Origin of the sequence: Gemmobacter aquaticus, assembly GCF_007859075.1 — a bacterium.
GTDB lineage: Bacteria > Pseudomonadota > Alphaproteobacteria > Rhodobacterales > Rhodobacteraceae > Gemmobacter > Gemmobacter aquaticus.
On sequence record NZ_VOAK01000021.1, the window covers coordinates 65,333 to 91,673 of the forward strand.

Genomic DNA, 26,341 nt, shown 5'->3' on the forward strand with positions numbered 1-26,341 from the left:
GAATTTGCGGCCAGAATGAAAAAGGGCCCCAAGCCTTCCCGGCTTGGGGCCCTTTCGTGTTTGGCTATTGATCAGGCTTCGCGGCCACGATCAATGCGCATGAATTCCACGGTCCGGCGATTGACCACCGGCTGCGGCACGGGGCGCTGCTGCAGCGATCTCCAGAAGGTGCTGCCGTCTTCACGGGCAATGCGCAGGAACTGCTTGAGCCGCCCACCGTTCGAAGGCTTTCGTTTGTCAGCAAGGTGCTTTGTCATGTCAGTCCTCCATCCGTTACCCGGACAGGATAGGCCCGAATCGGTCCTTTTCCAAAGCTTCAAAGCTCAGGACAGGCGCGCAACCGCCCACGCGGCCGCTTCGGCGACCGTCGGGTCGGGATCGGTGCGCAGCTGGTCTGCAACCACGCGCAGGGCGGGCATTCCGGAGTTTCCGATTGCGTAAAGGACGTTGCGGACAAAGCGGTCGCGCCCGATGCGCTTGATGGGGCTACCCGCAAACCGGGCGCGAAACCCCGCATCATCAAGGCGCGCAAGTTCGGCCAGATGGGGCGCTCCGACCTTTGGCTGATAGCCCAGGTCCTTTGCGGCTTGGGCGAACTTGTTCCATGGACAGACGGCAAGGCAGTCATCGCAACCATAGATGCGGTTGCCCATCATCGCCCGCAGATCGGGGTCGACAGGCCCCTTGTGCTCGATGGTCAGGTACGAAATGCAGCGCCGCGCATCGAGCTGATAGGGGGCCGGGAAGGCGCCAGTCGGGCAGATATCGAGGCAGGCCCGGCAGGACCCGCAGTGGCCGATCTCGGCGGTGTCTTTGGGCAGGTCGAGCGTGGTGAAGATCGCCCCGAGAAAGAACCAGCTGCCAAGATCCCGCGCCAGAAGGTTGGTGTGCTTGCCCTGCCAACCCAGACCCGCCGCCTGCGCCAGGGGTTTTTCCATCACCGGCGCCGTATCGACAAAAACCTTGATCGCCGCATCATCCGCCACCTGATCCAGCAGCCAGCGGCCCACCCGCTTCAGGCGCCGCTTCACAAGGTCATGATAGTCCTTGCCCTGCGCATAGACGCTGACGGCGGCGCGATCCGGCTGGGACAGGATGGAGAGCGGATCATCCTCGGGGGTATAGACCTCGGCCAGCATGATGACAGATTGCGCCTCGGGCCAGAGCGCTGCGGCAGAGCCGCGCCATTCCTCACGCTCGGCCATCCAGCCCATCTGCCCGTGACGGCCCGCCTGCAGGAAGGCGCGCAATCGTCCGGCCGTTTCGGGCGCGGCATCCGGCGCGCAGATGCCGACCTTGGAGAAACCCTCCTCCAGCGCCTTGGCAATCAGCCGGTCTTTCAGATCCTGCGGTGACATGGGTTTCAACCTGATCCAGAGCCCCCGGCGTCGTGGATGTGCCGTCAGAAATCCAGATTGACGTAGTGGCGCGGCGGCGGAAAGCCCGGAACATAGTCGGCCAGCAGCGGCCGAAAGCTGGGGCGCGACTTGATCTTGGCGTACCAGTCCTTGACGGCGGCATGGCGGTCCCAATCCACGTCCGAGATGTAGTCAAGGCAGCTCAGATGTGCAGCGGCGGCAAAATCGGCCAGCGTCATGCTGTCGCCTGCCAGCCAGCGGCGCTGCTCAAGAAGCCAGGCCATATAATCGAGGTGATACTTGATGCGGGTGGCGCCGAACTTGACATTGCGGCTGTCGGGATAGCCGGTTCCCTGCATCTTGCGGTTCACCCGCTCGTAGAGCAGCTTCGAGGTGACCTCGTCATGGAACTTGTCATCGAACCAGTTGCAAAGCCTGCGCACCTCGTAGCGCGCATCGACATCGCGCGGCATCAGCGCGGGGGCGGGATAGGCTTCCTCCAACCACTCGCAGATCGCCTGGCTTTCGCTCATCAGGCGGCTTTCGACCTTCAGGACCGGCACCTTCCCGGCGGGGTTGCGGCGCAGGAACTCGGGCGACTGCTCCCAGTAACGCTCTTCGACCAGCTCAACCTCGATCCGCTTTTCGGCCAGCGTCAGGCGGACCTTGCGGCAGAACGGAGAGAGCGGGACGTGATAGAGGCGGATCATGTCGATGACGGCTTTCCGGCGATCAGAAGGACGGGGTCAAACTTCATTGCCGCGAAGCGCCCCGACATGCAATCCCGAAGGCGGGGCCGGTGTCGTCAACGGCGGTTATGCGCGACCTATTCGAAACAGCCTGCGCGCCCGTCGGCGGCAATCGTCTCTGCCCCCGAAAGGATCTGGGCGGTGCGGCGCCGCACGACCGGCCCCGGATTGACCGGATCGCGCGTCTTGGGATCGGGCAGGATCGCCGCGAGACGTGCGGCCTGCGTGGCACTAAGCCTTGAGGCAGGTATCCCGAAATAGTGCTGCGCCGCAGCCTCGACCCCGAAGATGCCTTCGCCGAATTCGGCCACGTTCAGATAGACATGCAGGATGCGCCGCTTGGTCCAGATCAACTCGACCGGCAGGGTCAGAACCGCCTCGGCGGCCTTGCGCGCCCAACTGCGCCCGTGCCAGAGGAAGACGTTCTTCACCACCTGCTGACTGAGCGTCGATGCGCCCCGCCCGCGCCCCTCGTCCAGCGCCGCGCGGATGGCCTGCATGTCAAAGCCCCAGTGCAGGCAGAAATTCGCATCCTCGGCCGCGACGACCGACCGTGCCATGACCGGGGCGATGTCATCCCAGCCGACCCAGTCCTTTTCAATGCCGCCCAAGCGCCAGCTTTCTTGCATCTGATAGAGGTTCGTGGGCACAGGCAGCACGGCAAAGATCAGGATCAGCGCCGCGTAGAACGCAACAAGGCCAAGGCCCAGGCGTCGCGCCCAGATCAGCGCACGCTGCTTCCAGCCCACCACGGCAGCCTCGATGATCTCGGGCGCGGAGGTTGCCTTCCTGCGTGAACGGGGTTTCTTTTCGCTGCTGCTCGCCATGGGCACAGAAACCACGAAGCCCGCGGTGCGGTCAAGCAACCGACACCGCGGGCAGCAGGGTTCAGCGCGTATCAGGCGCCAGGAGCAGCGGCCTTTGCACCGGCCAGCGCGTCGGCCAGTTTCGCCTCTTGCTCTGCCGAAAGCGAGGTGCGCAGGATGCGACCCTTGCCAGCAAAAGCCTCCATCCCGGCCAGCACCTTGTCGGCCGTCATCTTGCGGATCAGGACACCAAGTGCTGCACCGCCCGGCGGGATGCTGTTGCCCACTTCCTTCAGGAAATCATCCTTGATGCCGATATCGGTCATCCACCCCGACAGCGCACCGGCCCCGGCGCCGACCGCGGCGCCCACCAGCGGGTTCAGGAACAAGAGTCCGATCAGGGCGCCCCACATGCCGCCGCCAGCAGCACCAGCCGCCGTCATGTTCACCGCCTGATGCAACTGGACCGAGCCATCATCCTTGCGGGTGACGACCACCGCGTCCTCCATCTCGATCAGGTATTCGCGCTGCAGCTTTACCAGCGCGGCGCGCGCTTCAAAGGCAGTTGCTTCGTCAGGGAAGGCGACGATCACAAGGTCAGACATCGGAATTCTCCATATTGGAAATCGGGGCAGTCAGACCAGACAAAGCACAGCGCCGGCCGATTCGCCCGCGCCCATATTGCCGCACTGATATGAAAGGTCATCGAAAATGCGACAGGCCCCCGGTGGGGGCCTGTGTGGGTCTTGGTGGCTGACCTTATTCGGCCGGCATCGAGGCGCGCTCGTCCGACAGCGGCACAGGCAGATGGATCAGCATCTCGCGTGGGCAGACCTGCAGGAAGTTCATCCGCTCGGCCTCCCAGTTGGAGAGGATGCGCTGTGCCTTCTGGCTGCCGGTCTCGGCGGCGTGCCGTTCGATCAGGCCCTTCAGCTGTGCCTCCCAATGCGGATGGCTGACCGCGCAGGTGACAAGGCTCTCAAGGTTGATGAAGTCTTCGGCGATGCCATCGGGGTCATAGAGATAGGCCATACCCCCGGTCATCCCGGCCCCGAAGTTGGCGCCGATCCGTCCAAGGATCACAGCAACACCGCCTGTCATGTATTCACACCCGTTCGAGCCGCATCCCTCGATCACCACCTTGGCGCCCGAGTTCCGAACCCCGAAACGCTCACCCGCGCGACCTGCCGCGAACAGATGGCCATCGGTCGCCCCGTAAAGCACGGTGTTGCCGATGATCGTGTTCTGATCGGCAACCAGCGGCGAGGTCATCTGCGGGCGCACCACGATCAAGCCGCCCGACAGACCCTTGCCGACATAGTCGTTGGCGTCGCCTTGTACCTCGATCTTCAGGCCGTTCACCGCGAAGGCGCCAAGGCTCTGACCGGCATTGCCGGTCAGCTTCACGGTCAGATGATCGGGCTGCAGGCTGTTGCGCATGCCAAAGCGTTTTACGATATGGCTGGACGAACGCGTGCCGATGGTGCGCAGCGTGTTGCGCACCGCGTAGCTCAACTGCATCTTCTCGCCATCCTCGAAGAAGCGCGCACCGTCCTTGACGATCTCTGCATCCAGCGTATCGGGCACAGCATTGCGCGGCTTCGAGCGGTCGTAGGTGATCTTCTGCGCCCCGTCGACCGTGATCAGCAGCGGGTTCAGGTCCAGATCGTCGAGATGCGCCGAACCGCGGCTGACCTGGCTCAGCAGATCGGCCCGTCCGATGATCTCATCCATCGACCGCGCCCCGATCGAGGCGAGGATTTCGCGCACTTCCTGGGCGTAGAAGGTGATCAGGTTCACCACCTTGTCCGCCGAGCCCGTGAACTTTTCGCGCAGCCGTTCGTCCTGCGTGCAGACGCCCACCGGGCAGGTGTTCGATTGGCACTGACGCACCATGATGCAGCCCATCGCGATCAGCGCGGCGGTGCCAATGCCGTATTCCTCGGCCCCCAGCATCGCGGCCATGACCACATCACGCCCAGTACGCAGACCACCATCGGTGCGCAGCGTCACCCGCTCGCGCAGGTTGTTCATGGTCAGCACCTGATGCGCCTCGGTCAGGCCCATCTCCCACGGCAGGCCTGCGTATTTGATCGAGGTGCCGGGGCTTGCCCCGGTGCCACCGTTGTGACCCGAGATCAGGATGATGTCGGCCTTGGCCTTCGCCACGCCCGCCGCAATCGTGCCCACGCCCGAGGCCGAGACCAGCTTGACCGTCACCTTGCAGCGCGGGTTGATCTGCTTCAGGTCGTAGATCAGCTGTGCCAGATCCTCGATGGAGTAAATGTCGTGGTGTGGCGGGGGCGAGATCAGCGTCACGCCCTTGGTAGAGTGGCGCAGCCGCGCGATCAGGTCGGTGACCTTCATGCCTGGCAGCTGGCCGCCCTCGCCGGGCTTGGCGCCCTGGGCCACCTTGATCTCCAGCTCTTCGCAGGCGTTCAGGTATTCGGCCGTCACCCCAAAGCGACCCGAGGCCACCTGCTTGATCTTGGCGCAGGGGTTATCGCCGTTCGGGAAGGGATGCTGGTGGGCCGGGTCCTCGCCACCCTCGCCCGAGTCGGACTTGGCGCCGATCCGGTTCATCGCGATGTTCAGCGTCATATGCGCCTCGGGGCTCAGCGCCCCAAGCGACATGCCCGGCGTCACAAAACGCTTGCGGATCGAGGTGATCGATTCGACCTCTTCGATCGGCACCGGCTTGCCGAGCGCCTTGATGTCCAGCAGATCGCGGATGTGGATCGGCGGGTTCGCCCGCATCGCGGCCGAATACTGCTTCCAGATATCATAGCTGGCACGGTCACAGGCCGCCTGCAGCATATGCATGGTCTGCGCTTCCCAGGCGTGCTTCTCACCAGACCGGCGGGCCTTGTAGAAGCCGCCGATCGGCAGGACGTCGCTGCCGCCTTTCCAGCCCTTGGCGTGGATTTCCTCAAGCTTGCGCTGCACGCCATGCAGACCGATACCCGAGATCCGGCTGTGCATGCCGGGGAAATACTCGGCCACCATGGCACGCGAGAGGCCCACCGCCTCGAAGTTCAGGCCGCCGCGATAGGACGAGATGACCGAGATGCCCATCTTCGCCATGATCTTGAGAAGGCCTGCATCGATTGCGTCGCGGTAGCGGCGCATCGCATCGGTCAGGCTGCCTTCCAGCAGGCCACGCTCGATCCGGTCGGCGATGCTGTCCTGCGCGAGATAGGCGTTCACCGTGGTCGCGCCACAGCCGATCAGCACCGCAAAGTAATGCGGGTCGATGCATTCCGCCGAACGCACGTTGAGCGAGGTGAAGGTGCGCAGACCCTTGCGCGTCAGCCAGCTGTGAACGGCGCTGGTGGCAAGGATCATCGGCATCGCGACCTTGTCGGCCGACTGCTGCTCGTCGGTCAGCACCAGATGGGCAGACCCCGACCGCACGGCATCCTCGGCCTCGGCGCGGATCCGCTCCAGACCCAGGCGCAGGGCCTCATGGTCGGCCCCTGCGGGGAAGGTGCAGTCGATCACCGTCACCTGCGCGCCGAACTGCTTCAGCATCACCGCATATTCCGCGTTGGCGATGAACGGGCTTTCCAGAACGAGGATTTCGGTCTGCGACGAGCTTTCGTCCAGCACGTTCTTGAGGTTGCCGAAGCGGGTCTTGAGGCTCATCACGCGCGTTTCACGCAGCGAGTCGATCGGCGGGTTGGTGACCTGGCTGAAGTTCTGGCGGAAATAGTGCGACAGCGGGCGGTACTGCTTCGACAGAACCGCGACCGGGGTGTCATCGCCCATCGAGGCGATCATTTCCTTGCCGTCCTCGGCCATGGGCGCCAGAACCTGCTCCAGCTCTTCGACGCTGTAGCCCGCCGCGATCTGCCGCTTGCGCAGCTCGGCCCCGGTGAAGGTTTGCGCCTCGGGCACCTCCTTCAGCATCGAGTTGAGGTCGACGACCTTCTCGATCCACTCGCCATAGGGCTGGCTCGCGGCGAGACGGTCCTTCATCTCGGCGTCGTGGTAGAGCTTGCCTTCCTTGGTATCGACGGCAATCATCTGCCCCGGCCCAAGCGCGCCCTTTTCACGGATCGTCGTTTCATCGACCGGCACCATCCCCGCCTCGGAGCCTGCGATGAGCAGACCATCGCCCGTGACGACATAGCGCATCGGGCGCAGGCCGTTGCGATCAAGCCCGCCGCAGACCCAGCGACCATCGGTCATGGCCAGAGCGGCCGGGCCGTCCCAGGGCTCCATCACCGCGTTGCAATAGGCATACATGTCTGCCCAGGCCTTGGGCATGTCGGTCGTGGTCTTCGACCAGGCCTCGGGAACCAGCATGGTCTTTGCCATCGGCGCCGAACGGCCCGAGCGCACCAGAACCTCGAAGACCGCATCCAGCGCGCCGCTGTCCGAGGTGCCGCCGGGGATGATCGGCTTGATATCTTCAGCCATCTCGCCAAAGGCGCTGGAGGCCATGCGGATCTCATGGCTGCGCATCCAGTTGACGTTGCCCTTCAGCGTGTTGATCTCGCCGTTATGGGCGAGCATGCGGAAAGGCTGCGCCAGCCACCATTGCGGGAAGGTGTTGGTCGAATAGCGCTGGTGATAGATCGCGAAGGTCGATTCAAACCGCTCGTCCTGCAGATCGGGGTAAAAGACGCTGACCTGCTCGGCCAGCATCATGCCCTTGTAGATGATCGACCGGCAGGACAGGCTGCACAGATAGCACCCTGCGATGCCAGCAGCCGTCACCGCCTTTTCGATACGGCGACGGATGATGTAGAGTTCGCGCTCGAACTGCTCCTGGTCGATGTCCTTTTCGCAGCGGATCAGGATCTGCTCGATCTCGGGGCGCGTCGCATTGGCCTTTTCGCCCAGAACGCTCGTGTCCACCGGGACGTGGCGCCAGCCATAGATGTAATGGCCCATGCGCAGCACTTCGGTCTCGACGATCGTGCGGCACCGCTCCTGCGCGCCGAAATCGGTCCGCGGCAGGAAGACCTGACCGACCGCGATCAGCTTCTGCTGGTCGGGTTCATGCCCGGTGCGGCGGACCACATCGTAGAAGAATTTGACCGGGATCTGCACATGGATGCCCGCACCGTCACCGGTCTTGCCGTCAGCATCCACCGCGCCGCGGTGCCAGATCGCGCGCAGTGCATCGAGCCCCGCCTCGACCACCTTGCGCGAGGGCTTGCCGCTGATGGAGGCGACCAGACCGACACCGCAGGACGAATGCTCGTCGTCCTCTTTGTACAGGCCATGCTCGGCCATCCACGCGCGCTTGGTTTCCTCTGCCTTCACCCAGGCTTCATCATAGATCGTCATGGCTCACTCCTCTGGGTTGGCTTTTTGAAGCGAGGCAAGGAACTCCGCTTCGGTCAACTGGTGGGTCGGTCCGGCAAAGGCAAAGGCGGCCGGTTTCTTGTCGATAAAGATTTCTCGCGTCAGCCGCTGGCCCGACAGATCGTCGATAAGGCCCGCAGCCATGTAGTAGTCGGTCGGCCCCATGCCGGGCTTCAGCCTGTACCACAGCGTGCTGCCGCAGGTGCTGCAGAACGACCGTTCGGCCCAGTCGGACGAGGTATAGCTGCGCACATGATCGGCACCCGTCACCGTCATGTCGGCCTCGGGCACGTCGAGGGTGATGAAGGCGGACCCCGTCCAGCGGCGGCACATCGCGCAGTGGCAGGCGCCAAGGTCGTGGGGCGCATTGCGGACGGTGACCTGCACCGCGCCGCACAGGCATTGTCCGTGCAGATCACCGCTCATGGCGCACCTGCTGCAGCATCGGATCCAGCGGTGCCTCTGACATCAGCGAACCGCAGTCGAAGATTGGCTGGGTCGCGCCAAAGCCCGGCTCACCCGGCTTGATGAACTGGACCGGGCTTCCGTCCATCGGAAGCCAGTTCTCGCCATCCCAGAACTCTGACGGTCCCGCGAAGAAGAGCCGCAGCTCCTTTGAGATGTACTCCTTGCCGCGCGACTGTCGCAGCACGGTGCCGTCAGGTGCCGTCTCGGTGAAGGCGAACTCGGTCTGGTTCAGCACCATGCCATCGATGGTGACAGTGCGCCCGGTGAGGATGTCATGACCTGTCACATGGCTCGACTGCCCGTCATCACGGCTCAGGCCAAAGCTGAAATCGTCGCGCCCCGTGGCAACCAGCGCTGAAAAGCTGGCCGGGTCCTCGGCGCCCGCATCCATGGTCTGCCGCACATTCGGGTTGAACTCGAAGCTCTCGACCCACTCGGCCTCGTCATTGATACGGCTGACGAAGAAGACGCCTTCCTGATCGAAATCGGCCCGCCACTGATCGCCCGGCTGGGCGCTGCAGCGATAGTGGTTCGACACCCGGCAGGCGCGCGCCTGCACGGTCAGAAAAGCCTCGCAACCTTCGGGTGCCTGAAAGCCCACGGCCCCGGCAGGGACCGCCGCCATGACCGCCATGCCGGTCAGCAGGCCGTGCAAAGCCACGGGTGCCGCCATTTGCCCAAGCTTCATCTTGCCCCACATGATCCCATGCCCTTTCCGGTCCATGCCCGCGGCCCCGCCTGGGGGCCGAGCGAGCCTATTCCGCTGCAACGCTGGCGGGCTGCGCCAGATATGCCTCGACCGAATCCGCAGCCTCGCGGCCATCGCGGATTGCCCAGACCACCAGTGAGGCGCCACGGACGATATCGCCCACGGCGAACACCCCCGGCAGCGCGGTCTGATGGGTGCGGAAGTCGGCCTTGATGGTCCCCCAGCGGGTCACGGCCAGATCCGGCACGCCCCAGAGGGTCGGCAGTTCCTCGGGCTCGAACCCGAGTGCTGTGATCACCAGATCGGCAGGCTCGACGTAATCGGCGCCCTCGATCACCTCGGGCGACTGACGTCCCGACGCATCAGGTGCTCCAAGGCGCATTTTCTGCACCACCACGCCCTCGACCGCGCCATTGCCGGTGAAGCCCTTGGGCGCAGACAGCCAGACAAACTCCACGCCTTCTTCCTCGGCGTTCTGGGTCTCGCGCTGCGAACCCGGCATGTTGGCCTTGTCGCGACGATAGAGGCATTTCACGCTGACCGCGCCCTGCCGGATGGCCGTACGCACACAGTCCATCGCGGTGTCGCCGCCGCCGATCACCACGACACGTTTGCCGGTGGCATTCAGGTCGCCATTGTCAAAGGCCTCGACCTCATCCCCAAAGCTCTTGCGGTTGGAGGCCGTCAGGTAATCCAGCGCCTGAACGATGCCGGTCTGCCCCACACCCGGTCCACCCACGGCGCGCATCTTGTAGACGCCCGTCGCGATGATGACCGCATCATGCTGCCCACGGATCGCATCAAAGCTGATGTCTTCGCCGACCTTGCAGTTCATCACGAAATGAACGCCTGAGGCTTCGAGTTGTTCCACCCGGCGCATGACGACGGGCTTTTCAAGCTTGAAGCCGGGAATGCCATAGGTCAGCAGGCCGCCCGCGCGGTCATACCGGTCATACACGGTGACCTGAAAGCCCTTGCGGCGCAGCATGTCGGCTGCCGACAGCCCACCGGGGCCTGCGCCAATGATGCCGATGCTTTCGGTACGCTCGACCTCGGGCTTGGTGGGTTTGACCCAGCCATTTTCCCATGCCGTATCAGTGATGTACTTCTCGACCGAGCCGATCGTGACGGTGCCATGACCCGATTGCTCGATCACGCAATTGCCTTCGCACAGTCGGTCCTGCGGGCAGATGCGGCCGCAGATCTCGGGGAAGGTATTGGTGGCCTGGCTGATCGCGTAGGCTTCGTCCAGACGTCCGAGCGCGGTCATGCGCAGCCAGTCGGGAATGTTGTTGTGCAGCGGGCAATGGGCCTGGCAATAGGGCACGCCGCACTGGCTGCAGCGGCTGGACTGCTCGACCGCCTTGCGTGCGGCGAAATCGCGGTAGATCTCGTGAAAGTCCTGTGACCGCAGTTCGGCCGGACGCTTTTCAGGCATCTCCCGGTTGACGGTGACAAACTGAAGCATCCGTTCCTTGGCCATGGTGGCGCCTCCCTGCGGCAAATCGGTGGGTACGCCTTGATACTTTGGGCCGGAGCGAAATAAAAGTCAGCAAGGCTGACCTATAATCCGGTTTTTTGACAGAAAGGTCTGTGTCCCTGACTTTTTCCTGATTTTTTAGGTCAGCAAAAGTTACCTAAACGCCTAAAAACCAGCCAGAAGCGCCACCAAAGCGACCACACCAACCGCGATTCGCCACCAGCCGAACAGTGCGTAGCCATGGCGCGACACGTAACCCAGCAGCGATTTCACCACAAAAGCCCCGGCAAGGAAGGCGACGAAGAAGCCAACGCCGATCTGCGCCCAGGCTGCGCCATCCAGCACGTCGCGGTTTTTCCAGAGGTCATAGGCCACCGCTGCGGCCATTGTGGGCATCGACAGGAAGAACGAGAATTCGGCCGCGCCACGCTTGCCCACCCCGAGCGTGAGCGCGCCCACGATGGTCGCGCCTGACCGGCTGACGCCGGGGATCATCGCCAGACACTGAAAGAGTCCGATCCCCAAAGCAGTACCCAAGGGCACGTCCATGGCATCGTCGTAGCGCGGCGCGGGAACCCATTTGTCGACGAACAGCAAGATCACGCCCCCGATGATCAGGTTGATCGCGATCAGCATCGGAGTCTCGAACAGCACGTTCTTGATGAACCCATGCGCCAGGACGCCGATCAACGCAGCGGGCAGGAAGGCGATCGCCACCGCGATGATGAAGCGCCGCGCCTGCGGATCGCGATGGGCAGTAGAGAATACGCGCCAGAGCTTGCCCGCATAGACCGACAGAATCGCCAGCACCGCGCCCAGCTGAATCACGATCTCGAACGCGCGCCCTGCGCTTTCAAACCCAAGAAAATGCCCGGCCAGCAACAAATGGCCTGTCGATGATACCGGCAGAAACTCGGTCAGCCCTTCGAGCAGACCGAGGGCGGCGGCCGTCAGCAGCGACTGATCCGACACAAGTCAGACCTTGCGCAGGTTCTTGGCCGATGCCTTGATGGCATCGTATTGCCCAGACGGACGATAGGGCCACAGGTAATCCGGCAGCACCGCAGCCAGCGCCGAAGGCGTAATGCCCAGATCGGCAAACCCCTTGGCATCGGGCGACACGACATTGTCACGGTAGAGGTTCTTCAGCTGATCGCCGGTCAGAAGCTTGTTCTCGATCAGGCCAAGGGTCACCGCCTGCAACGCGTCCCCGCCAAACGCTAGGATCCGGCCAACAAAGCGCGGCAGCGGCAGGATCAGCCGACGACGGCGGATAATGGCCAGCATGTCCTTCATCAGATCGGCAAAGCTCGCCCGATCCGGCCCGCCCAGTTCGTAGATGCCCGGAGCGGCCTGCCCCAGAACACCCTTGACCGCTGCCGATGCCACATCCTCGACATGCACCGGCTGGAACTTCGTGTCTGCACCAAAAACCGGCAGAACAGGCGACATCCGTGCCATGCCGGCAAAGCGGTTGAAGAAGCCATCCTCATTGCCGAAGATCACGGAGGGCCGCAGGATCATGGCCGACGGGAAGGCGGCAAGAACCGCCGCTTCGCCCGCGCCCTTGCTGGCAGAATAGGCGCTGTCGCTGTTCGTGTCGGCGCCGATGGCCGAGATGTGCACCAGATTCGCCACGCCTTCAGCCGCCGCAAGCCGGGCCACCCGGCCCGCACCCTCTGCCTGCACGGAATCGAACTTGTTCTTGCCGACGGCGTTGAGGATGCCCACGCAGTTGACCACCGCATCTGCCCCGCGCATCGCGGCCGCCACGCTGGCGTCATCGCGGATGTTGCAAAGCACGGGCTCCACCTGACCCACCACACCGTAGGGCCGCACGAACAGCGCCTCGTTCGGGCGGCGGACGGCGACGCGGACGCGCCAGCCCTCTTTCGCCATGCGCCGGGCGATGTACCGCCCGACGAAACCCGAACCGCCATAGATCGTGACCAGCTTGCTCATCTGCGAGCCCTTCCCGGTAGGTAATGGTGCAAAATTCCTTGTCTCCATAGCTATAAGGCAAAATCCAAACAAGCCGCAAATCCCCGTGAAGATTTTTCACCGCGGCCTGTTGACACCCCCGCGCGCCGACCGTAGATACCGCCGCACGACATCGCCCAGATGGCGGAATTGGTAGACGCGCTGGTTTCAGGTACCAGTGCCGCAAGGCGTGGAGGTTCGAGTCCTCTTCTGGGCACCAATAAAAAGGCCCGGTCGCTGCAAAGCGCCGGGCCTTTTGGTTTTTCTGCTGTCCCGCGCAGCGCAGGACGCCTGTCAGATCTGCACCAGATGGGCAATTGACTTGGCCCGGGACTGCCCGTAGAAGCCGCTCCACGACATCGCCCAGATGGCGGAATTGGTAGACGCGCTGGTTTCAGGTACCAGTGCCGCAAGGCGTGGAGGTTCGAGTCCTCTTCTGGGCACCATCATCCAAGGCGCGGACCCGACCGGGTGCCGCGCCTTTGGTTTTCTCGCGCGATTGACCGCGCGCACCTGCAGGTCTATCCCCTGCGGGAACAGCCGGCGGAGGCCCCTCGTGACGATTTACCTGCACAAGAACGATTTGCCCGACGGGCTGGACCTTGGCCCTGTGGTGGCCATCGACACCGAGACGATGGGTCTGGACCCGCGCCGCGACCGTCTTTGCGTGGTGCAACTGTCGTCCGGGAATGGCGACGCCCATCTGGTGCAGATCGCCCGCGGCCAGACCAGCGCCCCCAACCTGCAACGCCTGCTGACCGACCCGTCGGTGGTGAAGCTGTTCCACTTTGGCCGCTTTGACATTGCCGCACTCAAGAATGCCTTTGGCGTGACGACCTCGCCCGTCTGGTGCACCAAGATCGCCTCACGCCTGATCCGCACCTTTACCGACCGGCACGGGTTGAAATACCTTCTGGCCGAACTGGTGGGCGTTGATGTGTCCAAGCAGCAGCAGACCTCTGACTGGGGGTCGGAGGAGCTGTCCGAGGCGCAGAAAGAATATGCGGCATCCGACGTCCTTTACCTGCATCGTCTGAAGACCGCGCTGGAGGAACGGCTGTCGCGTGAAGGCCGGATGGATCTGGCACAGCGCTGCTTCGACTTTCTGCCCACACGGGCAGAGCTGGACCTGATGGGATGGGATGAGCCCAATGACCTCTTCCACCACTGACTTTCTGGCCATCGGCCGTCGCGTCATACGCCGCGAATCAGAGGCGCTGGACATTCTCGCCGATACGCTGGACGGCGGCTTCAGCGCAGCGGTCGATCTGATCCTGCAGGCGCAGGGCCGCGTCATTGTCTGCGGCATGGGGAAATCCGGCCATATCGCGCGCAAGATCGCGGCGACCTTCGCATCAACCGGCACGCCCGCACAGTTCGTCCATCCGGGCGAGGCGAGCCACGGTGATCTGGGCATGGTCACCGAATCCGATGTGGCGCTGGTTCTGTCGAACTCGGGCGAGACGCCCGAGCTTGCCGACATCATCGCCCATACCCGGCGCTTTGGCATTCCCCTGATCGGGGTCGCGGGGCGCGAAGGCTCGACCCTGCTGCGGCAGGCGGATGTGGCCATCCTGCTGCCGACGGTGCCCGAGGCCTGCGAGACGGGCATCGTGCCGACCACCTCGACCACGATGACACTGGCCCTTGGCGATGCGCTGGCGATCGCGCTGATGGAGCATCGGCAGTTCACCCCCGACCAGTTCCGCATCTTCCACCCCGGCGGCAAGCTTGGCGCGAAACTGGCCACCGTGCGCCAGTTAATGCATGCCGACCTGCCGCTGGTCGAAGAACATACTCCCATGAGCGAGACGCTGCTGACCATGAGCCAGAAGGGCTTTGGTGTGGTGGGCGTGACGGACGTGCAGGGTCATCTGGCCGGCATCATCACGGATGGCGACCTGCGGCGCCACATGGAGGGCTTGCTCTCGCTCTCGGCCGCGCAGGTCATGACCCGGCATCCGCGCACAATCGGCCCCGATGCGCTGGCCGAAAAGGCCGTCGCGGTGATGCAGGCGAAAAAGATCACCTCGCTCTTCGTGGTCGATCCCGAAGGGACCGGCCATGCGGTCGGGCTGATCCATATCCACGACTGCCTGCGCGCGGGCGTGGTCTGATCGGGGGCGGCGATGGACGGGTACAGCCGGCTGGTGGGATGGCTCAAGGTCGCGCTGCCGCTGCTGGCGCTGGCGATCCTGTCGAGCCTCTTCCTGCTGACCCGTCGCATCGATCCCGAATCGGCGATCCCTTACAGCGATGCCGAGATTGCCGACCGACTGCGCGAGCCCCGGATGACCGACCCGGCCTTTGCCGGAACCACGCGCGATGGCGCCATGGTTACGATCACCGCAGCCGAGGCACGCCCTGCCGAAGATGGCGGCGGTGCGGCCCGCGACATCCGCGCGCAGCTGGCAACGCCTGACGGCGCGCGATCGGCGCTGACATCGGCCGGGCTGCGTTATGACCGCACATCGGGCCTCGCGGTCTTTGAGGACGGCGTGCTCTTTTCGAACTCGCTGGGCTACGAATTCCGCACCGACAGCATGTCGTTGCATCTTGACCGCACAGGGGCCGAAAGTGGTGGCGAGGTGCAGGGGCATGGTCCGCTGGGACAACTCACAGCCGGTCGGATGGAGTTGCGCCCGGCAGAGGATGGCGCATCGCCGGATGCGGGCTATCTTCTCGTTTTCAATGGTGGCGTCAGGCTGATATACCAGCCCCGCACACCCTGATCCAAGCAGTTGAGCCGAGGCATTTTCATGGTCCGCCCGCGTCGTTTCGTCCTTTTGCTGAGCGCCTTCCTGCCCCTCGCGGCCTGGGCTCAGGACGCGCAGGTGGCCTTTGGCGGGCTACGGCAGGACACGACCCTGCCGGTGGAGGTCAAGGCCGAGAGCCTGACGGTGAACCAGACCGACGGCAGCGCCACCTTTACCGGAAACGTGCTGGTCGGACAGGGTGAGATGCGGCTGGCAGCCCAGACGGTCCGGGTGGAGTATGCGGCGGATGGCAAGTCCATCGCCAAGCTGCATGCAACGGGCGGCGTCACACTCGCCAGTAACAGCGACGCTGCCGAGTCGGACGAGGCGGTCTATGCGGTCGACGTAGGAACCGTACTGATGACCGGCAACGTTCTACTGACCCAAGGCCCGAGCGCCATTGCCGGACAGAAGCTTCTGATCGACCTCAAGGCCGGGACTGGTCGCATGGAGGGTGGGGTGTCGACCGTCTTCTCGCCGGGTGGCAACTGATGCGGGATGGATCGGTTGAAACCCCCTCGCTTGGCCTGCAGGTGCGCGGCCTGCGCAAGAGCTATCGCAAGCGTCCGGTGATCCGCGACGTGACGCTGAACCTCAATCGTGGTGAAGTGGTCGCCCTTCTGGGGCCAAATGGCTCGGGCAAGACCACTTGCTTCTACTCGATCGCGGGCCTTGTCACGCCCGAGGGTGGGCAGGTGCTGATCGATGGCAAGGACGTCACCGCCCTTCCAATGTATCGGCGCGCACGGCTTGGCGTGGGCTATCTGCCGCAAGAGATGTCGATCTTCCGCGGCCTTTCGGTCGAGGACAATATCCTTGCCGTATTGGAGATTCGCGAGCCCGACAGCCACAAGCGGCGCGAGCGGCTGGAAGAACTGCTGTCGGATTTTTCGATCACCCATCTGCGGCGCGCCCCTGCGCTGGCACTTTCGGGTGGCGAGCGGCGGCGGGTGGAGATCGCGCGCTGCCTGGCCGCCAACCCCAATTACCTGCTGCTTGACGAACCCTTTGCCGGCGTCGATCCCATCGCGGTGGGCGAGATCCGGCATCTGGTGCAGGACCTCAAGGGCCGTGGGCTGGGCGTTCTGATCACCGATCACAACGTCCGCGAAACGCTGGAGATCGTGGATCGCGCCTATATCCTGCACGACGGCCATGTTCTGATGAGCGGCACGACCGACGAGATCGTTCAGGACGAGACCGTGCGCCGCGTCTATCTTGGCCAGAACTTCCGGATGAACTAGGCAGCATCTCGCCATTCGCAGGCGCGGTGGTCGGCACAAGGTGCGCCCAGCTTCACATGGCCGTTACAGTGGCAGCACGAGGGCATTGACAATCGCCCGCCACCTGCCACCAATTGACCTTGATGCGTGTGATAACCGCCACCGGCTACACTTCTTCCACGGCAGTTTTCTGCCCTCTACCGGCAAGTGCCCGTCAGGCGGTCCCATGTAAAATTCATCAGCGGGACATCCTGCATGATGCAGGATGAGCTTTGCTGTTTTCGCGAAGGAGGAGCCATGCGTTATCAGATCAGCGGAAAACAGATCGACATAGGTGAGGCGCTTCAGACGCATGTGAAGGCCGAACTTGGCGAAGTGGTCGAGAAGTACGCCCAGCGTCCGACAGACGCGATGGTGGTGTTTTCCAGAAGTGCGCATGAAAATGTCTGCGAGGCGACGATTCACCTTTCGACCGGACTGACCGCGACCGCCAAGGGGCACGCCCCCGAAATCTATGCTGCATTCGAGGCGTGCAGGGAACGGCTGGACAAGCAACTGCGCCGCTACAAGCGCCGTCTGCGCGACCACCACAACCGCCGCACGGCACCGGTTGAATTCGACGGGGGTTCCTCCTATATCCTCGCCCCGACCGAAGAGCCCGAGGATTCGGAAGCCACACCGCTGCAGCCGATCGTCATCGCCGAGATGGAGACGAAGATTCCTTCGATCACCGTCGGCGAGGCCGTGATGCAGTTGGAGCTTGGCAGCCAGAAGATGCTCGTGTTCCGCAACGAAGGCCATGGGGGCGTGAATGTCGTGTACCGTCGGGATGACGGCAACATCGGCTGGATAGACCCCCGCAACAGCAAGTGAAGCGCCCTGCGGCGCAGTTTGGACGACGACCCTGATGGAACTTTCAAAGATTCTGACCCCACAAGCCGTCAGGGTCGTCAGCCAGATGACCAGCAAGAAGCGCCTCTTTCAGGAACTGGGCGAGATTGCAGCCCAGGCCTATAAGCTTAACGGATCGGTCGTGATCGACGGCCTGCAAGAGCGTGAAAGCCTTGGCCCGACCGGCGTGGGCCATGGCATCGCCCTGCCCCATGCCCGGCTGGAAGAAATCAGCGGCATCGTGGGCGTCTTTGTCCGGCTGGAAAAGCCGCTCGACTATGACAGCGTCGACCGCCAGCCGGTTGACCTGATCTTCGGGCTGTTCGCACCCAAGGATTCGGGTGTCGAACATCTCAAGGCGCTGGCACTGGTCAGCCGCACGATGCGCGATCCGGGGATCTGCGCCAAGCTGCGCGCCAACATTGACCCCGCAAAGCTGCATGCGATTCTGACGGAAGGCCGCAGTTCGGCTGCCGCCTGATCAGGCAACGGGCGGGTTGGTCTTGCGCCAGTCCTTGAAACCGAACGACTGATAGTCGCGCGCATAAGCCTCGCGCGCGGCATCCTCAAGGTCTGGGTCCCAAATCTCCCCCAGAGAGATCGGCAGGCCATCGTCCACGGGTCGATACTCTGGCGCCGCAACGCCGACCTCTGCAGCAAGCCAGGCCAGCCCCTCGGCCAGACGTTCTTCGCGCAGCACGACGTCGGGGATCTGGAACTGGGCAAATCCCTGCAGGGCGGCGGTCTGGCTTGCCAGGTGTCCGTCAATCTTTTGTCCGGTCTGGCCAGCCAGATAGATCCGCAGCCAGCGCAGGAAAGCGAGGAACCCGGCGCGCTGCGCAGCAGGTGTCACATCCGGCCCGACCGGCAGCTCAAGCCCATAGGCCCGCGTCATCAGCCGGTGCAGATCGTTGCGACCGCCCAGCACGACGCGGCAATAGCCGACATAGGCGCGCGGCAGCGGATGTCGCAGCACGGCAAAGCTGCGCTGGACGGGCTGGCTGGCCTTCCAGTCCCGCAACGACTTTTTCACGAAGCCGTCGATCGTGCCGCCGCTGCCCACACGATCCAGCCAGTCGTTCACCGCAGCCTCGGGCCCGCCCCGCAGCGGCATGTGCAAAAGCCCCGCCCCTGCCGCCGCGACATAACCCGGGATGACCGGCCCCCGGCGCGGCTCAAAATTCGGGGTGCGTGCCAGGTTGAAGCGGTCGAGCCCGGCGAGCGCGACCACCATATCCTCAAAGTTTTCAACCTTGTCCGCCAGCGGTTCGGGATTTTGCTTCTTCAACCGGGGGTCAGGACCTTCCAGCCGCCCCTTGACCCCAAGGAACCGGGCCAGGCCATTCAGCACCTCGGGGTCGGCGAGGTCCTCATAGTCGATATAGAAAGCCGTCTGCCCGGTGAGCTGCAACCGACGCATCAGATGCAGTTGAAACTGCTGGTTTGCGTCGAGATGCGCCTCGAACTCGACCGGATCGAAATGAGCGGTTGCCCGTTTCAGCCGCGAGGCATTGGTCAGGCGCCACTGGTCGGTCGCGACCGCAATCCGCAGGCTGACATAGCTTTCCAGCGGATTGCGCGTCAGGATGATCTTGCCGCAGGCGGGATCGTTCAACACATGCTCGATCACACGCGCATCATGATCGTGAAAGCAGCGGAAGCCCGACAGCCCCTCGGTCTCGGCCCGCATGGATGCCAAGACAGCCAGCGGATCGGCCTCACGTGCTGCAAGGTCATGGCCAAAGAGGCTCTCGCAATTGCGCTTGCCCATGAATAGCGGATTGAAGACCTCCCCATGGCAGGTGACGCCTTCGAGCGCATTCAGACTTGCCTCAAGGAAGTTCGACCCGGTGCGCATGCCTGCGAACATGACGAAAGAGGTGAAGGTCATCGGGATCTCACTTCACCAGATGCGGACGGCTGCGCTGTGGCAGGGACTCGGCCGGTCGGGGCAGGCCGGTGAAATCACCGGTCAGGATGGGCTGCATGCCCTGATTGCGCAGTGTGGCCAGAAACTCGGCAAAACCCGCAAGGTCGATCATGCGCGGCACCTCGGTCAGCCGGCGCGCGCTGCGGGGATTGATGTCCTCCAGCAGCGTCTGCAGATGGTCCATCGGGTTCTCTGCGAACTCGGCCAGCGTCCAGATACGGACCCTGCCCTTGGCCGAAGGGCGGCGCAGCAGCGCAAGGTGGTCGGCCTCGATCTTCTGGAGGCGCGCCGCCTCTTTGCGGATGCTGCCCAGATCGGCGCCGCTGCGGAACAAATGCAGCGCCCATGCGCCCGAAATCACCGCGATGCGGGCATTGTCGTCCTGCGCCAGATGCGCACCGATTTGCTGCACATCACGCGGACCAAACTGAAAGCACTGACGTTCGCCCCGCGTATTCCAGATCAGGTTGGTCAGGAACGCCTCGGGGTTATAGTCACGCAAGGCGGCGCTGTCGGACACCGCGCCGTTGTAGATCGTCTCACCCCCCGCGAACTCGGCGCGTTCGGGCGCGAAAAGTCGTCCATGCACCCGCATGCCTGCAACCTTGCCCAGCCAGGATTCGAAATCCACGAACAGCTCGGAAAAGCCCTCGAACACCGAATAGGGGGCGGCCGTCTCGCGGGCGCCTTGCGGATAGCGGCTCTGCATGTAAAGCCCGTGCCGCCCCGCCGTGCGCCGTTCAACCGCACGGGCGAAGATCCGGTCGATCTTGCCTGGTGCAGGCTCAGCCGCAGGTTGGCGCGCCAGATCGGCTGACAGGAAATGGTTGTAGAGCTTGTCGGCATGCGGCCAGATCTTGCGTGCGACAAAACAATCCGACTTGCGCAGAAGCTGCAGGTGATCGTCGTAAAAGACATGTGGCTTGCCCTGAAAGTCGAACTTCGACAAGGTCAGTGACCGGCTTTCGACATTCTGCGAATAGCGCCGCACCAGCGTCTGGAAATAGGCCTCATCGGGGATCCACACGCGCTTGAAGTAGCGGTCATGGGCGGCCCGGTCGGGGCTTTGCAGGATTGCGGTCAGCGTTTTCCGGGTCAGGCACCACCACTGGCTGCCCAGATGCGGCTCTATCCCCGCAGGAATGCGGCGCGCAAAGCCAAGGCGTCGTTGCAGGCGGACGTAGGCATCGAACAGCCGCCTCTGCTTGCGCCACGAGAACGGGAAACGCAGCGTGAAGCGCTCGATATTCAGCCCGCCCACCGTCCAGCCGACATCCTCGGTCGTGACGCTTTCGATGAAATCGGTCTCGGGTCGGGCCGCGAGATAGCCAACCAACTCTTCAACGGGGCGCAGCGGCAGACAGGCACCAGAAGCGAGATAAGCGTGCTGGACATCTGGAAAATCAGCAAGAAGCCGGGTCGCCGCGGCTTGGGTCGCCTGCACCAGCCCCCAGGTGCCCCATTCGCAGGCGTAGCGATCTGAAAAGCGGATGTTTGAAACATCCGCAAGCGATCGCCGCAGACGTTGAAAGGCGCGTTTGCGGACGCGACGATCAACATGGATCACCACGGGGCAGCCATGATCTGACCAATGCCGCGCGGCATCGGCCGCGCGCTCTAGCGCGGTATGGCACAGCATGATGATGCCGACGCTCAAGCCCAGTTCCCTTTCGACATCAGGCCCAGGATCTCGAGCTGGCGCCAGTTGATGTACTTTTCGCTCCACCGGCACCACAGGTCTTCACCGCCCTCGCGATAGGCGGCGTATTCAGCCCCGCTGGCGTAATGCTCGCGGCGCCCGGCCTCCTCCTCGGCCTTCCCGGCAAGGGTCGGCAGGAACTTGGCATGCAGAAGACAGCCCGAGGCTTTCTCGCCCCCCCATGCATCATAGACAAGATTCAAGCCGCGCGGCAAAAGCATATGGGTCGAGCTGACATAAACATAGTCGCGCCGCCAGCGCACCAGCGGGATCTTGTTCAGCGCCGGTGCCTGCTCTGGCTGGTCGGCGAACATTACCCGCGCACGCGGCCCGCCCTGGATCCACAGATTGCCGTAGCGTTGGTTCGGGGTGATCGTGTAGTTCCCGCTGTCAAACCAGTTCAGCAGGCTGAACGGGTCCTGACCTTCGCGGTAATCCAGCGCCTTCCACGGCCCCTTGGGATACATGTCCAGCAGCATCGCCGGGAACGACCGCACCCCACCAGCATCAAGCCAGTCTGTCAGCGCCCGTAGCGGTCGGCTGTCGCAGAACGGATAGACCAGAAACTCATCCGGATCGACAACCACTGTCCAGTGGTCGCTTCCATAGCGCAGAAGCAGCCAGTTTATCCAGTCAATGCCGTAACGGGCACTCTTGTAGCTGCTGTCGGTGGTCCAGACCGATACATCGGGCTGCGCCGCAAGATATTCGGTCGACCCATCAGTGCTTGCGTTGTCCACAATCAGAAAGTGGTTCACGCCGAGTTCGCGGTAGTACTGCAGGAAATAAGGAAGCCGCGTCCGCTCATTCCGGATGGTTGAGAACAGAAGGATGTCGCTGCGCCGGATCAGGTCTGTCCGGTTCTGCATGGCAGTCAGCTCGCGCCGCTTCCGGAAGGCGCGGAAGCGCCAGCGCTTGCGCGCCAGTCGCAGCTGATATGTCGACACCAATCCCACCGCGAAACCCCTGAACTCTCCAAACACCGGGTGCCGCGCCCCTGTTACCATGCGCTCCCGTCGAAATCTCGATCTAGGATGATAATCAAGCGTTGCAACGGCGTAAACGGGAGCAGGCCACTGATGCGGCCGAATTCAACGCGCGAAATGCAATATGTAGCGTCCATGCCGCCATATGCACCCTAGAACCATGCGCCACGCGTCATCAGGCCCAGATGTTCCAGCTGTTCAGCCCCCTGATACCGCGTGGACGAAGGCTGCCAGAGGACTGGGTCTGCAGCGAGACTGTCGTAGTAGCCCGCGTAGTTCCCCGTATGGGTGAAGTGCTCCCCCCGCTGCTTCTCTTCGACCGCGCGTGCGGTGATCGAGGGGAGGAACTTGGTGTGAAGCAGAACGCCGGTTGGCAGGCCTTGGCACAGGAAGCCCTTGTTCAATGCGCGTGGCAGAGCGGCATGGGTCGAACTGAGATAGGCGTCACCCCGTTGCCAACGGATCAGCGGCGTCTTGTGCAGATGGGGTGAGAGGTCCGGTCGATCAGGAAAGAACACCCGTTCACGCACCCCGCCGCGGATCGACAGGTTTGCGTAGCGGGTCTGCACCTCACGCCGATAGCCCACTGCATCGAACCAGCACAGCGCATCCAGCGGGTTATCTCCCGGCGCCGGCCCCGTCTGGGTCAGACGCCCTTGGGGATAGAGGTCGAGCATCATGGCCGCGAACACCCGCTCTCCCCGTCCATCCAGCCAGCGGGTCAGATCATGCAGGTTGCGTTCGGGGAAATGCGGATGCACCAGCAACTCGTCGGCGTCGACTGTCAGACACCAGTGTCCATGACCGTGCCGACGCAGAAGATGGTTGATCCAGTCCATGCCAAAGCGCGAGGCACGGTAGCTATGTGCGGTCTGCCAGAGCGACACGTCGGGGCAGTCCGACAAGAGCGCCGCGCTATTGTCGGTGCTGGCATTGTCTACGATCAGAAAATGCCGGACGCCCAGCCTGCGGTAATGGTCGAGAAAGTGTGGAAGCCTTTCGGCTTCGTTCCGGATGGTCGCGAAGCACAGGATCTCATCCCGGCTTATCGACGCCGTCCGGTCAACGAGACAGTGCAACTGGTGGCGGCTGCGGAAGGCACGCCAAAGCAGGCGGCGCCTGCGCCAGCGCAGCCTTAGGGCCGCACGCGCCTGCGCCACCAGTTCACTTGCCCGCATCGGCCTTATTGGGCGGCCTTCTGCTGCGCGACGACGTCATGCAGATAGGTTGCAAACTCGTCCTGCAGGTCGGGGCGCGAGAGGCCGAAGGCGACGGTGGCTTGCAGGAAGCCAGCTTTCGATCCGCAATCATAGCGCTGGCCGCTGAAGCGATAGCCATAGACGCCCGTGCCACCGGCGCGGGTTTCCTCGGCAATGGCGTCGGTCAGCTGGATCTCGCCGCCGGCGCCAAGCTTCTTGGCGTTGAGGTTGTTCAGAACCTCGGGCGACAGGATGTAGCGGCCGATCACGGCAAGGTTCGACGGCGCCTCGTTGGCCTTGGGCTTTTCAACCATGCCACGGGCCTTGACGATGCTGCCCATATCCTCGGCGATGTCGAGCACCCCGTAGGCCGATGCCTTGGCGGGCGGCACTTCCATTGCGGCCACCATGTTGCCGCCGGTCTGCTCATAGGCCTCGACCATCTGCTGCAGGCAGGGCTTGTCGGCGGCAATCACGTCATCGGGCAGCAGCACGGCAAAGGGCTCGTCCCCGATCAGGCGGCGGGCGCACCAGACGGCGTGGCCAAGCCCCATCGGGCGGTTCTGACGGACATATGCGATGGCGCCCGAATCCATGTTCGTCGCGTCAAGCACCTTAAGAAGATCGGTCTTGTTCGAATCGCGGAGCTTGTTTTCAAGCTCGGGCGCGTGGTCGAAATAGTCCTCCAGCGCGGATTTGCCGCGCGAAGTGACGAAGATGAACTCGGTGATCCCGGCCGCGCGCGCCTCGTCGATCGCGTATTGGATCAACGGGCGGTCCACCAACGTCATGATCTCTTTCGGGATCGACTTGGTAGCCGGAAGGAACCGCGTCCCCATACCCGCCACGGGAAAGACCGCCTTGGTGACCTTTCTTGGATTCATGTTCGTCTCGATTCCTGACAGCTAATCGGTTTCTCAGGGCTGGGCGGCTACACCGGCCAGCGGGGTCTAATCTCTCGGGGTCCGCAACCATCGACGCGAATCGGCGCGGTCTGGTGGCGGACATAACATCAACGGGGTCGTGCTATCCACTGGTGCCCGCCCCCACAAGCATGGCCTGCAGTTTGAACCACATGGATTGGGCGAAGTTTTGCCAAACCTGCGGCTTTGCTGTGATCTTGACGCGCGGATCACCGCGCGGCCATTTCAGCCATCATCGCTTCGATGCGCGGCACGTCCTCAGGGTTGTTCAGCTCCCAGAACTGGCGGCCTTTCGCCTCGACCTCGACGCAAAGCACATTGCGCCCCTGCTCCAGAAAGCGCAACTGTTCGAGCCCCTCCAGCACCTCAAGCGGGCCCACCGGCCAGGCGGGATAGGCGCGCAGCGCCCGCGGGCGATAGGCATAGACGCCCACATGGTGAAAGACCGGCGTCGGATCATCGTCACCAAAGGTCTTGCCGGTATAGGGGATCACCTCTTTGGAGAAGTAGAGCGCCCGCCCGCCCGCACCAAAGACGGCAGTGGTGCCACCCACGCGACCCGCGCGGCGGTCTGCGAGGAAACTCGATACCGCCCGACCATCACAGCGCAGCACAGGCGTTGCGATATCGGCCTGGGAATCGGCGCGCAGACCCGCGATCAGGTCCTCGACGAACCACGCAGGCGTCAGCGGCGCGTCGCCCTGCAGGTTCACCACCATCTCGAAGCCCGGCAGCTTTGCCGCCACCTCGGCGCAGCGCTCGGTGCCGTTCTGGCAGGTGGTCGAGGTCATCACGACCTCGGCGCCAAAGCCCTCGGCATGGGCCTTGATGCGGTCATCATCGGTGGCAACCACAACACGGTCGGCGCCCTTTACCGCCCGCGCCGCCTCATAGCTGCGCTGGATCAGGGTCTTGGCGCCATCGGGCCCATTCAGCACGACAAGCGGCTTGCCCGGATAGCGGGTGGAGGCATAACGGGCCGGGATCGCGATCAGAACGCTCATTTCCGAAGCTCCACGCCGGGGGCATAGGCGATGAAGAACGGATTGTCCCAGCCGGGTTTGCCATAGGCAAGGGGGGTGTGGTCATCGAACCGCACCACATGGCCACCCGCGCCACGCAGAACCGCATCGCCGGCTGCCGTGTCCCATTCCATCGTGCGGCCAAGGCGGGGATAGAGATCGGCCTCACCCGTCGCCACCAGACAGAATTTCAGCGAAGAGCCAGCCGAGCGCATGTCCTTGACCGCATATTTCGCAATGTAGTCATCCGTCGCGGCATCACGGTGCGATTTCGAGGCAACCACCATCAGCGCGCCATTGTCAGGGGTGGACACCCCGATGCGGCGCAGATTACCGGGCTTTTCCTTGTCGAGCGCACCCGTCTCCTCAACGGCGGCACCATCCTCGGTCGTGTAGAAAAGCCGTCCCTGCGCCGGGGCATAGACCACACCGCGCGTCGGCACGCCATTCTCGACATAGGCGATGTTCACGGTGAAATCGCCACGGCGCTGAATGAATTCCTTGGTGCCGTCCAGCGGATCGACGATCAGGAAGGTCTGGGCCGTCAGATCATGGCTGGCCGCCTGCTCTTCGGTGATCAGGGTCACATCGGGAAAGGCTGCGCGCAAACCTGCCGCGATCACGGCATCGGCGGCCTCGTCCGCTGCGGTCACCGGACTTGCGTCGCTCTTGGAGCGCACCTCGAACTCGGGCGAGTTGTAGATTTCCATGATCCGGTCGCCTGCCTCGAGGGCCAGACGGCGGATAACGGGGACGAGGCGCGAAAAATCCATCTTCAGCTCCGGATGCGGCGCGGATGCCGCGAAGTTGCGTCAAAAACCGAGTGCCCTTATCATCGTTCGGCAA

At 63.4% G+C, this 26,341-nt stretch carries 25 protein-coding genes and 2 tRNA genes; 9 read left to right on the plus strand and 18 right to left on the minus strand.

The features are described 5' to 3' along the window. Positions 1–71 precede the first annotated feature (71 nt). From FQU74_RS12025 to FQU74_RS12075, 11 genes are all read right to left on the minus strand, one after another. Positions 72–257 carry a hypothetical protein gene (locus FQU74_RS12025; RefSeq protein WP_146286722.1) on the minus strand — a complete coding sequence of 62 codons (186 nt, stop codon included), beginning with the start codon at positions 255–257 and terminating at the stop codon, positions 72–74. 66 nt (positions 258–323) lie between these two features. Continuing rightward, positions 324–1,358, minus strand: coding sequence for a tRNA epoxyqueuosine(34) reductase QueG (gene queG, locus FQU74_RS12030; protein WP_146286723.1), 1,035 nt, complete (start codon positions 1,356–1,358; stop codon positions 324–326). A gap of 44 nt (positions 1,359–1,402) precedes the next feature. Beyond that, positions 1,403–2,068 (minus strand): FtsZ-binding protein FzlA, encoded by a 666-nt coding sequence (fzlA, locus tag FQU74_RS12035; protein WP_146286724.1) that lies wholly within the window; start codon positions 2,066–2,068, stop codon positions 1,403–1,405. A 116-nt stretch (positions 2,069–2,184) separates the two neighbouring features. Next, positions 2,185–2,934 (minus strand): monofunctional biosynthetic peptidoglycan transglycosylase, encoded by a 750-nt coding sequence (gene mtgA, locus FQU74_RS12040; protein WP_146286725.1) that lies wholly within the window; start codon positions 2,932–2,934, stop codon positions 2,185–2,187. Between the two features lie 71 nt (positions 2,935–3,005). Further along, positions 3,006–3,518 carry a DUF1269 domain-containing protein gene (locus FQU74_RS12045; RefSeq protein ID WP_146286726.1) on the minus strand — a complete coding sequence of 171 codons (513 nt, stop codon included), beginning with the start codon at positions 3,516–3,518 and terminating at the stop codon, positions 3,006–3,008. Between the two features lie 154 nt (positions 3,519–3,672). Then, on the minus strand, positions 3,673–8,211 hold the full coding sequence (gene gltB / locus FQU74_RS12050) for a glutamate synthase large subunit (protein ID WP_146286727.1): 4,539 nt from the start codon (positions 8,209–8,211) through the stop codon (positions 3,673–3,675). Positions 8,212–8,214: 3 nt separating this feature from the next. Beyond that, positions 8,215–8,655 (minus strand): GFA family protein, encoded by a 441-nt coding sequence (locus tag FQU74_RS12055; RefSeq protein WP_146286728.1) that lies wholly within the window; start codon positions 8,653–8,655, stop codon positions 8,215–8,217. Continuing rightward, positions 8,645–9,421: a hypothetical protein gene (locus tag FQU74_RS12060; RefSeq protein WP_229704377.1), complete on the minus strand. Its 777-nt coding sequence runs from the start codon at positions 9,419–9,421 to the stop codon at positions 8,645–8,647. Before FQU74_RS12060 ends, FQU74_RS12055 begins: the two co-directional genes overlap by 11 nt. A 31-nt stretch (positions 9,422–9,452) precedes the next feature. Next, a complete protein-coding gene (locus FQU74_RS12065) occupies positions 9,453–10,889 on the minus strand; it encodes an NAD(P)-dependent oxidoreductase (protein WP_146286729.1) in 1,437 nt (478 codons plus the stop codon). A 162-nt stretch (positions 10,890–11,051) separates the two neighbouring features. Continuing rightward, positions 11,052–11,858, minus strand: a complete 807-nt coding sequence (locus FQU74_RS12070) for an undecaprenyl-diphosphate phosphatase (RefSeq protein WP_146286730.1) — start codon at positions 11,856–11,858, stop codon at positions 11,052–11,054. 3 nt (positions 11,859–11,861) lie between these two features. Continuing rightward, positions 11,862–12,848, minus strand: a complete 987-nt coding sequence (locus FQU74_RS12075; protein WP_146286731.1) for a complex I NDUFA9 subunit family protein — start codon at positions 12,846–12,848, stop codon at positions 11,862–11,864. A gap of 153 nt (positions 12,849–13,001) precedes the next feature. Here FQU74_RS12075 and FQU74_RS12080 point away from each other — a divergent pair. The 9 genes from FQU74_RS12080 to FQU74_RS12120 all read left to right on the plus strand — a co-directional run bounded on the left by FQU74_RS12080 (position 13,002) and on the right by FQU74_RS12120 (position 18,217). Then, positions 13,002–13,086 (plus strand) — tRNA-Leu (locus FQU74_RS12080). A 141-nt stretch (positions 13,087–13,227) separates the two neighbouring features. Then, positions 13,228–13,312: transfer RNA gene (locus tag FQU74_RS12085), tRNA-Leu, on the plus strand. Positions 13,313–13,422: 110 nt separating this feature from the next. Continuing rightward, a complete protein-coding gene (locus FQU74_RS12090) occupies positions 13,423–14,037 on the plus strand; it encodes a ribonuclease D (RefSeq protein WP_146286732.1) in 615 nt (204 codons plus the stop codon). Next, positions 14,018–14,983: a KpsF/GutQ family sugar-phosphate isomerase gene (locus FQU74_RS12095; protein ID WP_146286733.1), complete on the plus strand. Its 966-nt coding sequence runs from the start codon at positions 14,018–14,020 to the stop codon at positions 14,981–14,983. The genes FQU74_RS12090 and FQU74_RS12095 overlap by 20 nt, the downstream gene beginning before the upstream one ends. A 12-nt stretch (positions 14,984–14,995) precedes the next feature. After that, positions 14,996–15,598, plus strand: coding sequence for a hypothetical protein (locus FQU74_RS12100; protein ID WP_146286734.1), 603 nt, complete (start codon positions 14,996–14,998; stop codon positions 15,596–15,598). A gap of 27 nt (positions 15,599–15,625) precedes the next feature. Continuing rightward, the gene (locus FQU74_RS12105; protein WP_146286735.1) at positions 15,626–16,114 is read left to right on the plus strand and encodes an LptA/OstA family protein; all 489 of its coding nucleotides are present in this window, start codon (positions 15,626–15,628) and stop codon (positions 16,112–16,114) included. Continuing rightward, a complete protein-coding gene (lptB, locus tag FQU74_RS12110) occupies positions 16,114–16,866 on the plus strand; it encodes an LPS export ABC transporter ATP-binding protein (protein ID WP_146286736.1) in 753 nt (250 codons plus the stop codon). Before FQU74_RS12105 ends, lptB begins: the two co-directional genes overlap by 1 nt. A gap of 276 nt (positions 16,867–17,142) precedes the next feature. Next, on the plus strand, positions 17,143–17,718 hold the full coding sequence (gene hpf / locus FQU74_RS12115) for a ribosome hibernation-promoting factor, HPF/YfiA family (RefSeq protein ID WP_146286737.1): 576 nt from the start codon (positions 17,143–17,145) through the stop codon (positions 17,716–17,718). A gap of 34 nt (positions 17,719–17,752) precedes the next feature. Then, positions 17,753–18,217 carry a PTS sugar transporter subunit IIA gene (locus FQU74_RS12120; protein WP_146286738.1) on the plus strand — a complete coding sequence of 155 codons (465 nt, stop codon included), beginning with the start codon at positions 17,753–17,755 and terminating at the stop codon, positions 18,215–18,217. Here FQU74_RS12120 and FQU74_RS12125 read toward each other — a convergent pair whose 3' ends face one another. The 7 genes from FQU74_RS12125 to cysQ form a co-directional block, all read right to left on the minus strand. Then, entirely contained in the window at positions 18,218–19,627 is a 1,410-nt protein-coding gene (locus tag FQU74_RS12125; protein WP_229704378.1) for a nodulation protein NodH, read from the minus strand. 7 nt (positions 19,628–19,634) lie between these two features. After that, entirely contained in the window at positions 19,635–21,323 is a 1,689-nt protein-coding gene (locus FQU74_RS12130) for a DUF5927 domain-containing protein (RefSeq protein WP_444542688.1), read from the minus strand. Beyond that, positions 21,320–22,321, minus strand: a complete 1,002-nt coding sequence (locus FQU74_RS12135) for a glycosyltransferase family 2 protein (RefSeq protein ID WP_146286740.1) — start codon at positions 22,319–22,321, stop codon at positions 21,320–21,322. Before FQU74_RS12135 ends, FQU74_RS12130 begins: the two co-directional genes overlap by 4 nt. A 182-nt stretch (positions 22,322–22,503) precedes the next feature. Then, on the minus strand, positions 22,504–23,529 hold the full coding sequence (locus FQU74_RS12140) for a glycosyltransferase family 2 protein (protein ID WP_146286741.1): 1,026 nt from the start codon (positions 23,527–23,529) through the stop codon (positions 22,504–22,506). Positions 23,530–23,534: 5 nt separating this feature from the next. Then, positions 23,535–24,434 carry a UTP--glucose-1-phosphate uridylyltransferase GalU gene (galU, locus tag FQU74_RS12145; protein ID WP_146286742.1) on the minus strand — a complete coding sequence of 300 codons (900 nt, stop codon included), beginning with the start codon at positions 24,432–24,434 and terminating at the stop codon, positions 23,535–23,537. 248 nt (positions 24,435–24,682) lie between these two features. Beyond that, on the minus strand, positions 24,683–25,477 hold the full coding sequence (locus FQU74_RS12150) for a 3-deoxy-manno-octulosonate cytidylyltransferase (RefSeq protein ID WP_146286743.1): 795 nt from the start codon (positions 25,475–25,477) through the stop codon (positions 24,683–24,685). Then, complete coding sequence (cysQ, locus tag FQU74_RS12155; RefSeq protein ID WP_146286744.1) at positions 25,474–26,268, minus strand: 3'(2'),5'-bisphosphate nucleotidase CysQ; 795 nt, start codon at positions 26,266–26,268, stop codon at positions 25,474–25,476. Before cysQ ends, FQU74_RS12150 begins: the two co-directional genes overlap by 4 nt. Positions 26,269–26,341 lie beyond the last annotated feature (73 nt).

Coding starts and splice junctions, on each gene's coding strand:
- FQU74_RS12140 (WP_146286741.1), bottom strand. CDS start 23,529: ATGCGGGCAAGTGAACTGGTGGCGCAGGCGCGTGCGGCCCTAAGGCTG.
- mtgA (WP_146286725.1), bottom strand. CDS start 2,934: ATGGCGAGCAGCAGCGAAAAGAAACCCCGTTCACGCAGGAAGGCAACC.
- gltB (WP_146286727.1), bottom strand. CDS start 8,211: ATGACGATCTATGATGAAGCCTGGGTGAAGGCAGAGGAAACCAAGCGC.
- galU (WP_146286742.1), bottom strand. CDS start 24,434: ATGAATCCAAGAAAGGTCACCAAGGCGGTCTTTCCCGTGGCGGGTATG.
- FQU74_RS12125 (WP_229704378.1), bottom strand. CDS start 19,627: ATGACCTTCACCTCTTTCGTCATGTTCGCAGGCATGCGCACCGGGTCG.
- fzlA (WP_146286724.1), bottom strand. CDS start 2,068: ATGATCCGCCTCTATCACGTCCCGCTCTCTCCGTTCTGCCGCAAGGTC.
- FQU74_RS12025 (WP_146286722.1), bottom strand. CDS start 257: ATGACAAAGCACCTTGCTGACAAACGAAAGCCTTCGAACGGTGGGCGG.
- FQU74_RS12120 (WP_146286738.1), top strand. CDS start 17,753: ATGGAACTTTCAAAGATTCTGACCCCACAAGCCGTCAGGGTCGTCAGC.
- hpf (WP_146286737.1), top strand. CDS start 17,143: ATGCGTTATCAGATCAGCGGAAAACAGATCGACATAGGTGAGGCGCTT.
- cysQ (WP_146286744.1), bottom strand. CDS start 26,268: ATGGATTTTTCGCGCCTCGTCCCCGTTATCCGCCGTCTGGCCCTCGAG.
- lptB (WP_146286736.1), top strand. CDS start 16,114: ATGCGGGATGGATCGGTTGAAACCCCCTCGCTTGGCCTGCAGGTGCGC.
- FQU74_RS12150 (WP_146286743.1), bottom strand. CDS start 25,477: ATGAGCGTTCTGATCGCGATCCCGGCCCGTTATGCCTCCACCCGCTAT.
- FQU74_RS12095 (WP_146286733.1), top strand. CDS start 14,018: ATGACCTCTTCCACCACTGACTTTCTGGCCATCGGCCGTCGCGTCATA.
- FQU74_RS12060 (WP_229704377.1), bottom strand. CDS start 9,421: ATGGACCGGAAAGGGCATGGGATCATGTGGGGCAAGATGAAGCTTGGG.
- FQU74_RS12065 (WP_146286729.1), bottom strand. CDS start 10,889: ATGGCCAAGGAACGGATGCTTCAGTTTGTCACCGTCAACCGGGAGATG.
- FQU74_RS12100 (WP_146286734.1), top strand. CDS start 14,996: ATGGACGGGTACAGCCGGCTGGTGGGATGGCTCAAGGTCGCGCTGCCG.
- FQU74_RS12055 (WP_146286728.1), bottom strand. CDS start 8,655: ATGAGCGGTGATCTGCACGGACAATGCCTGTGCGGCGCGGTGCAGGTC.
- FQU74_RS12045 (WP_146286726.1), bottom strand. CDS start 3,518: ATGTCTGACCTTGTGATCGTCGCCTTCCCTGACGAAGCAACTGCCTTT.
- queG (WP_146286723.1), bottom strand. CDS start 1,358: ATGTCACCGCAGGATCTGAAAGACCGGCTGATTGCCAAGGCGCTGGAG.
- FQU74_RS12075 (WP_146286731.1), bottom strand. CDS start 12,848: ATGAGCAAGCTGGTCACGATCTATGGCGGTTCGGGTTTCGTCGGGCGG.
- FQU74_RS12105 (WP_146286735.1), top strand. CDS start 15,626: ATGGTCCGCCCGCGTCGTTTCGTCCTTTTGCTGAGCGCCTTCCTGCCC.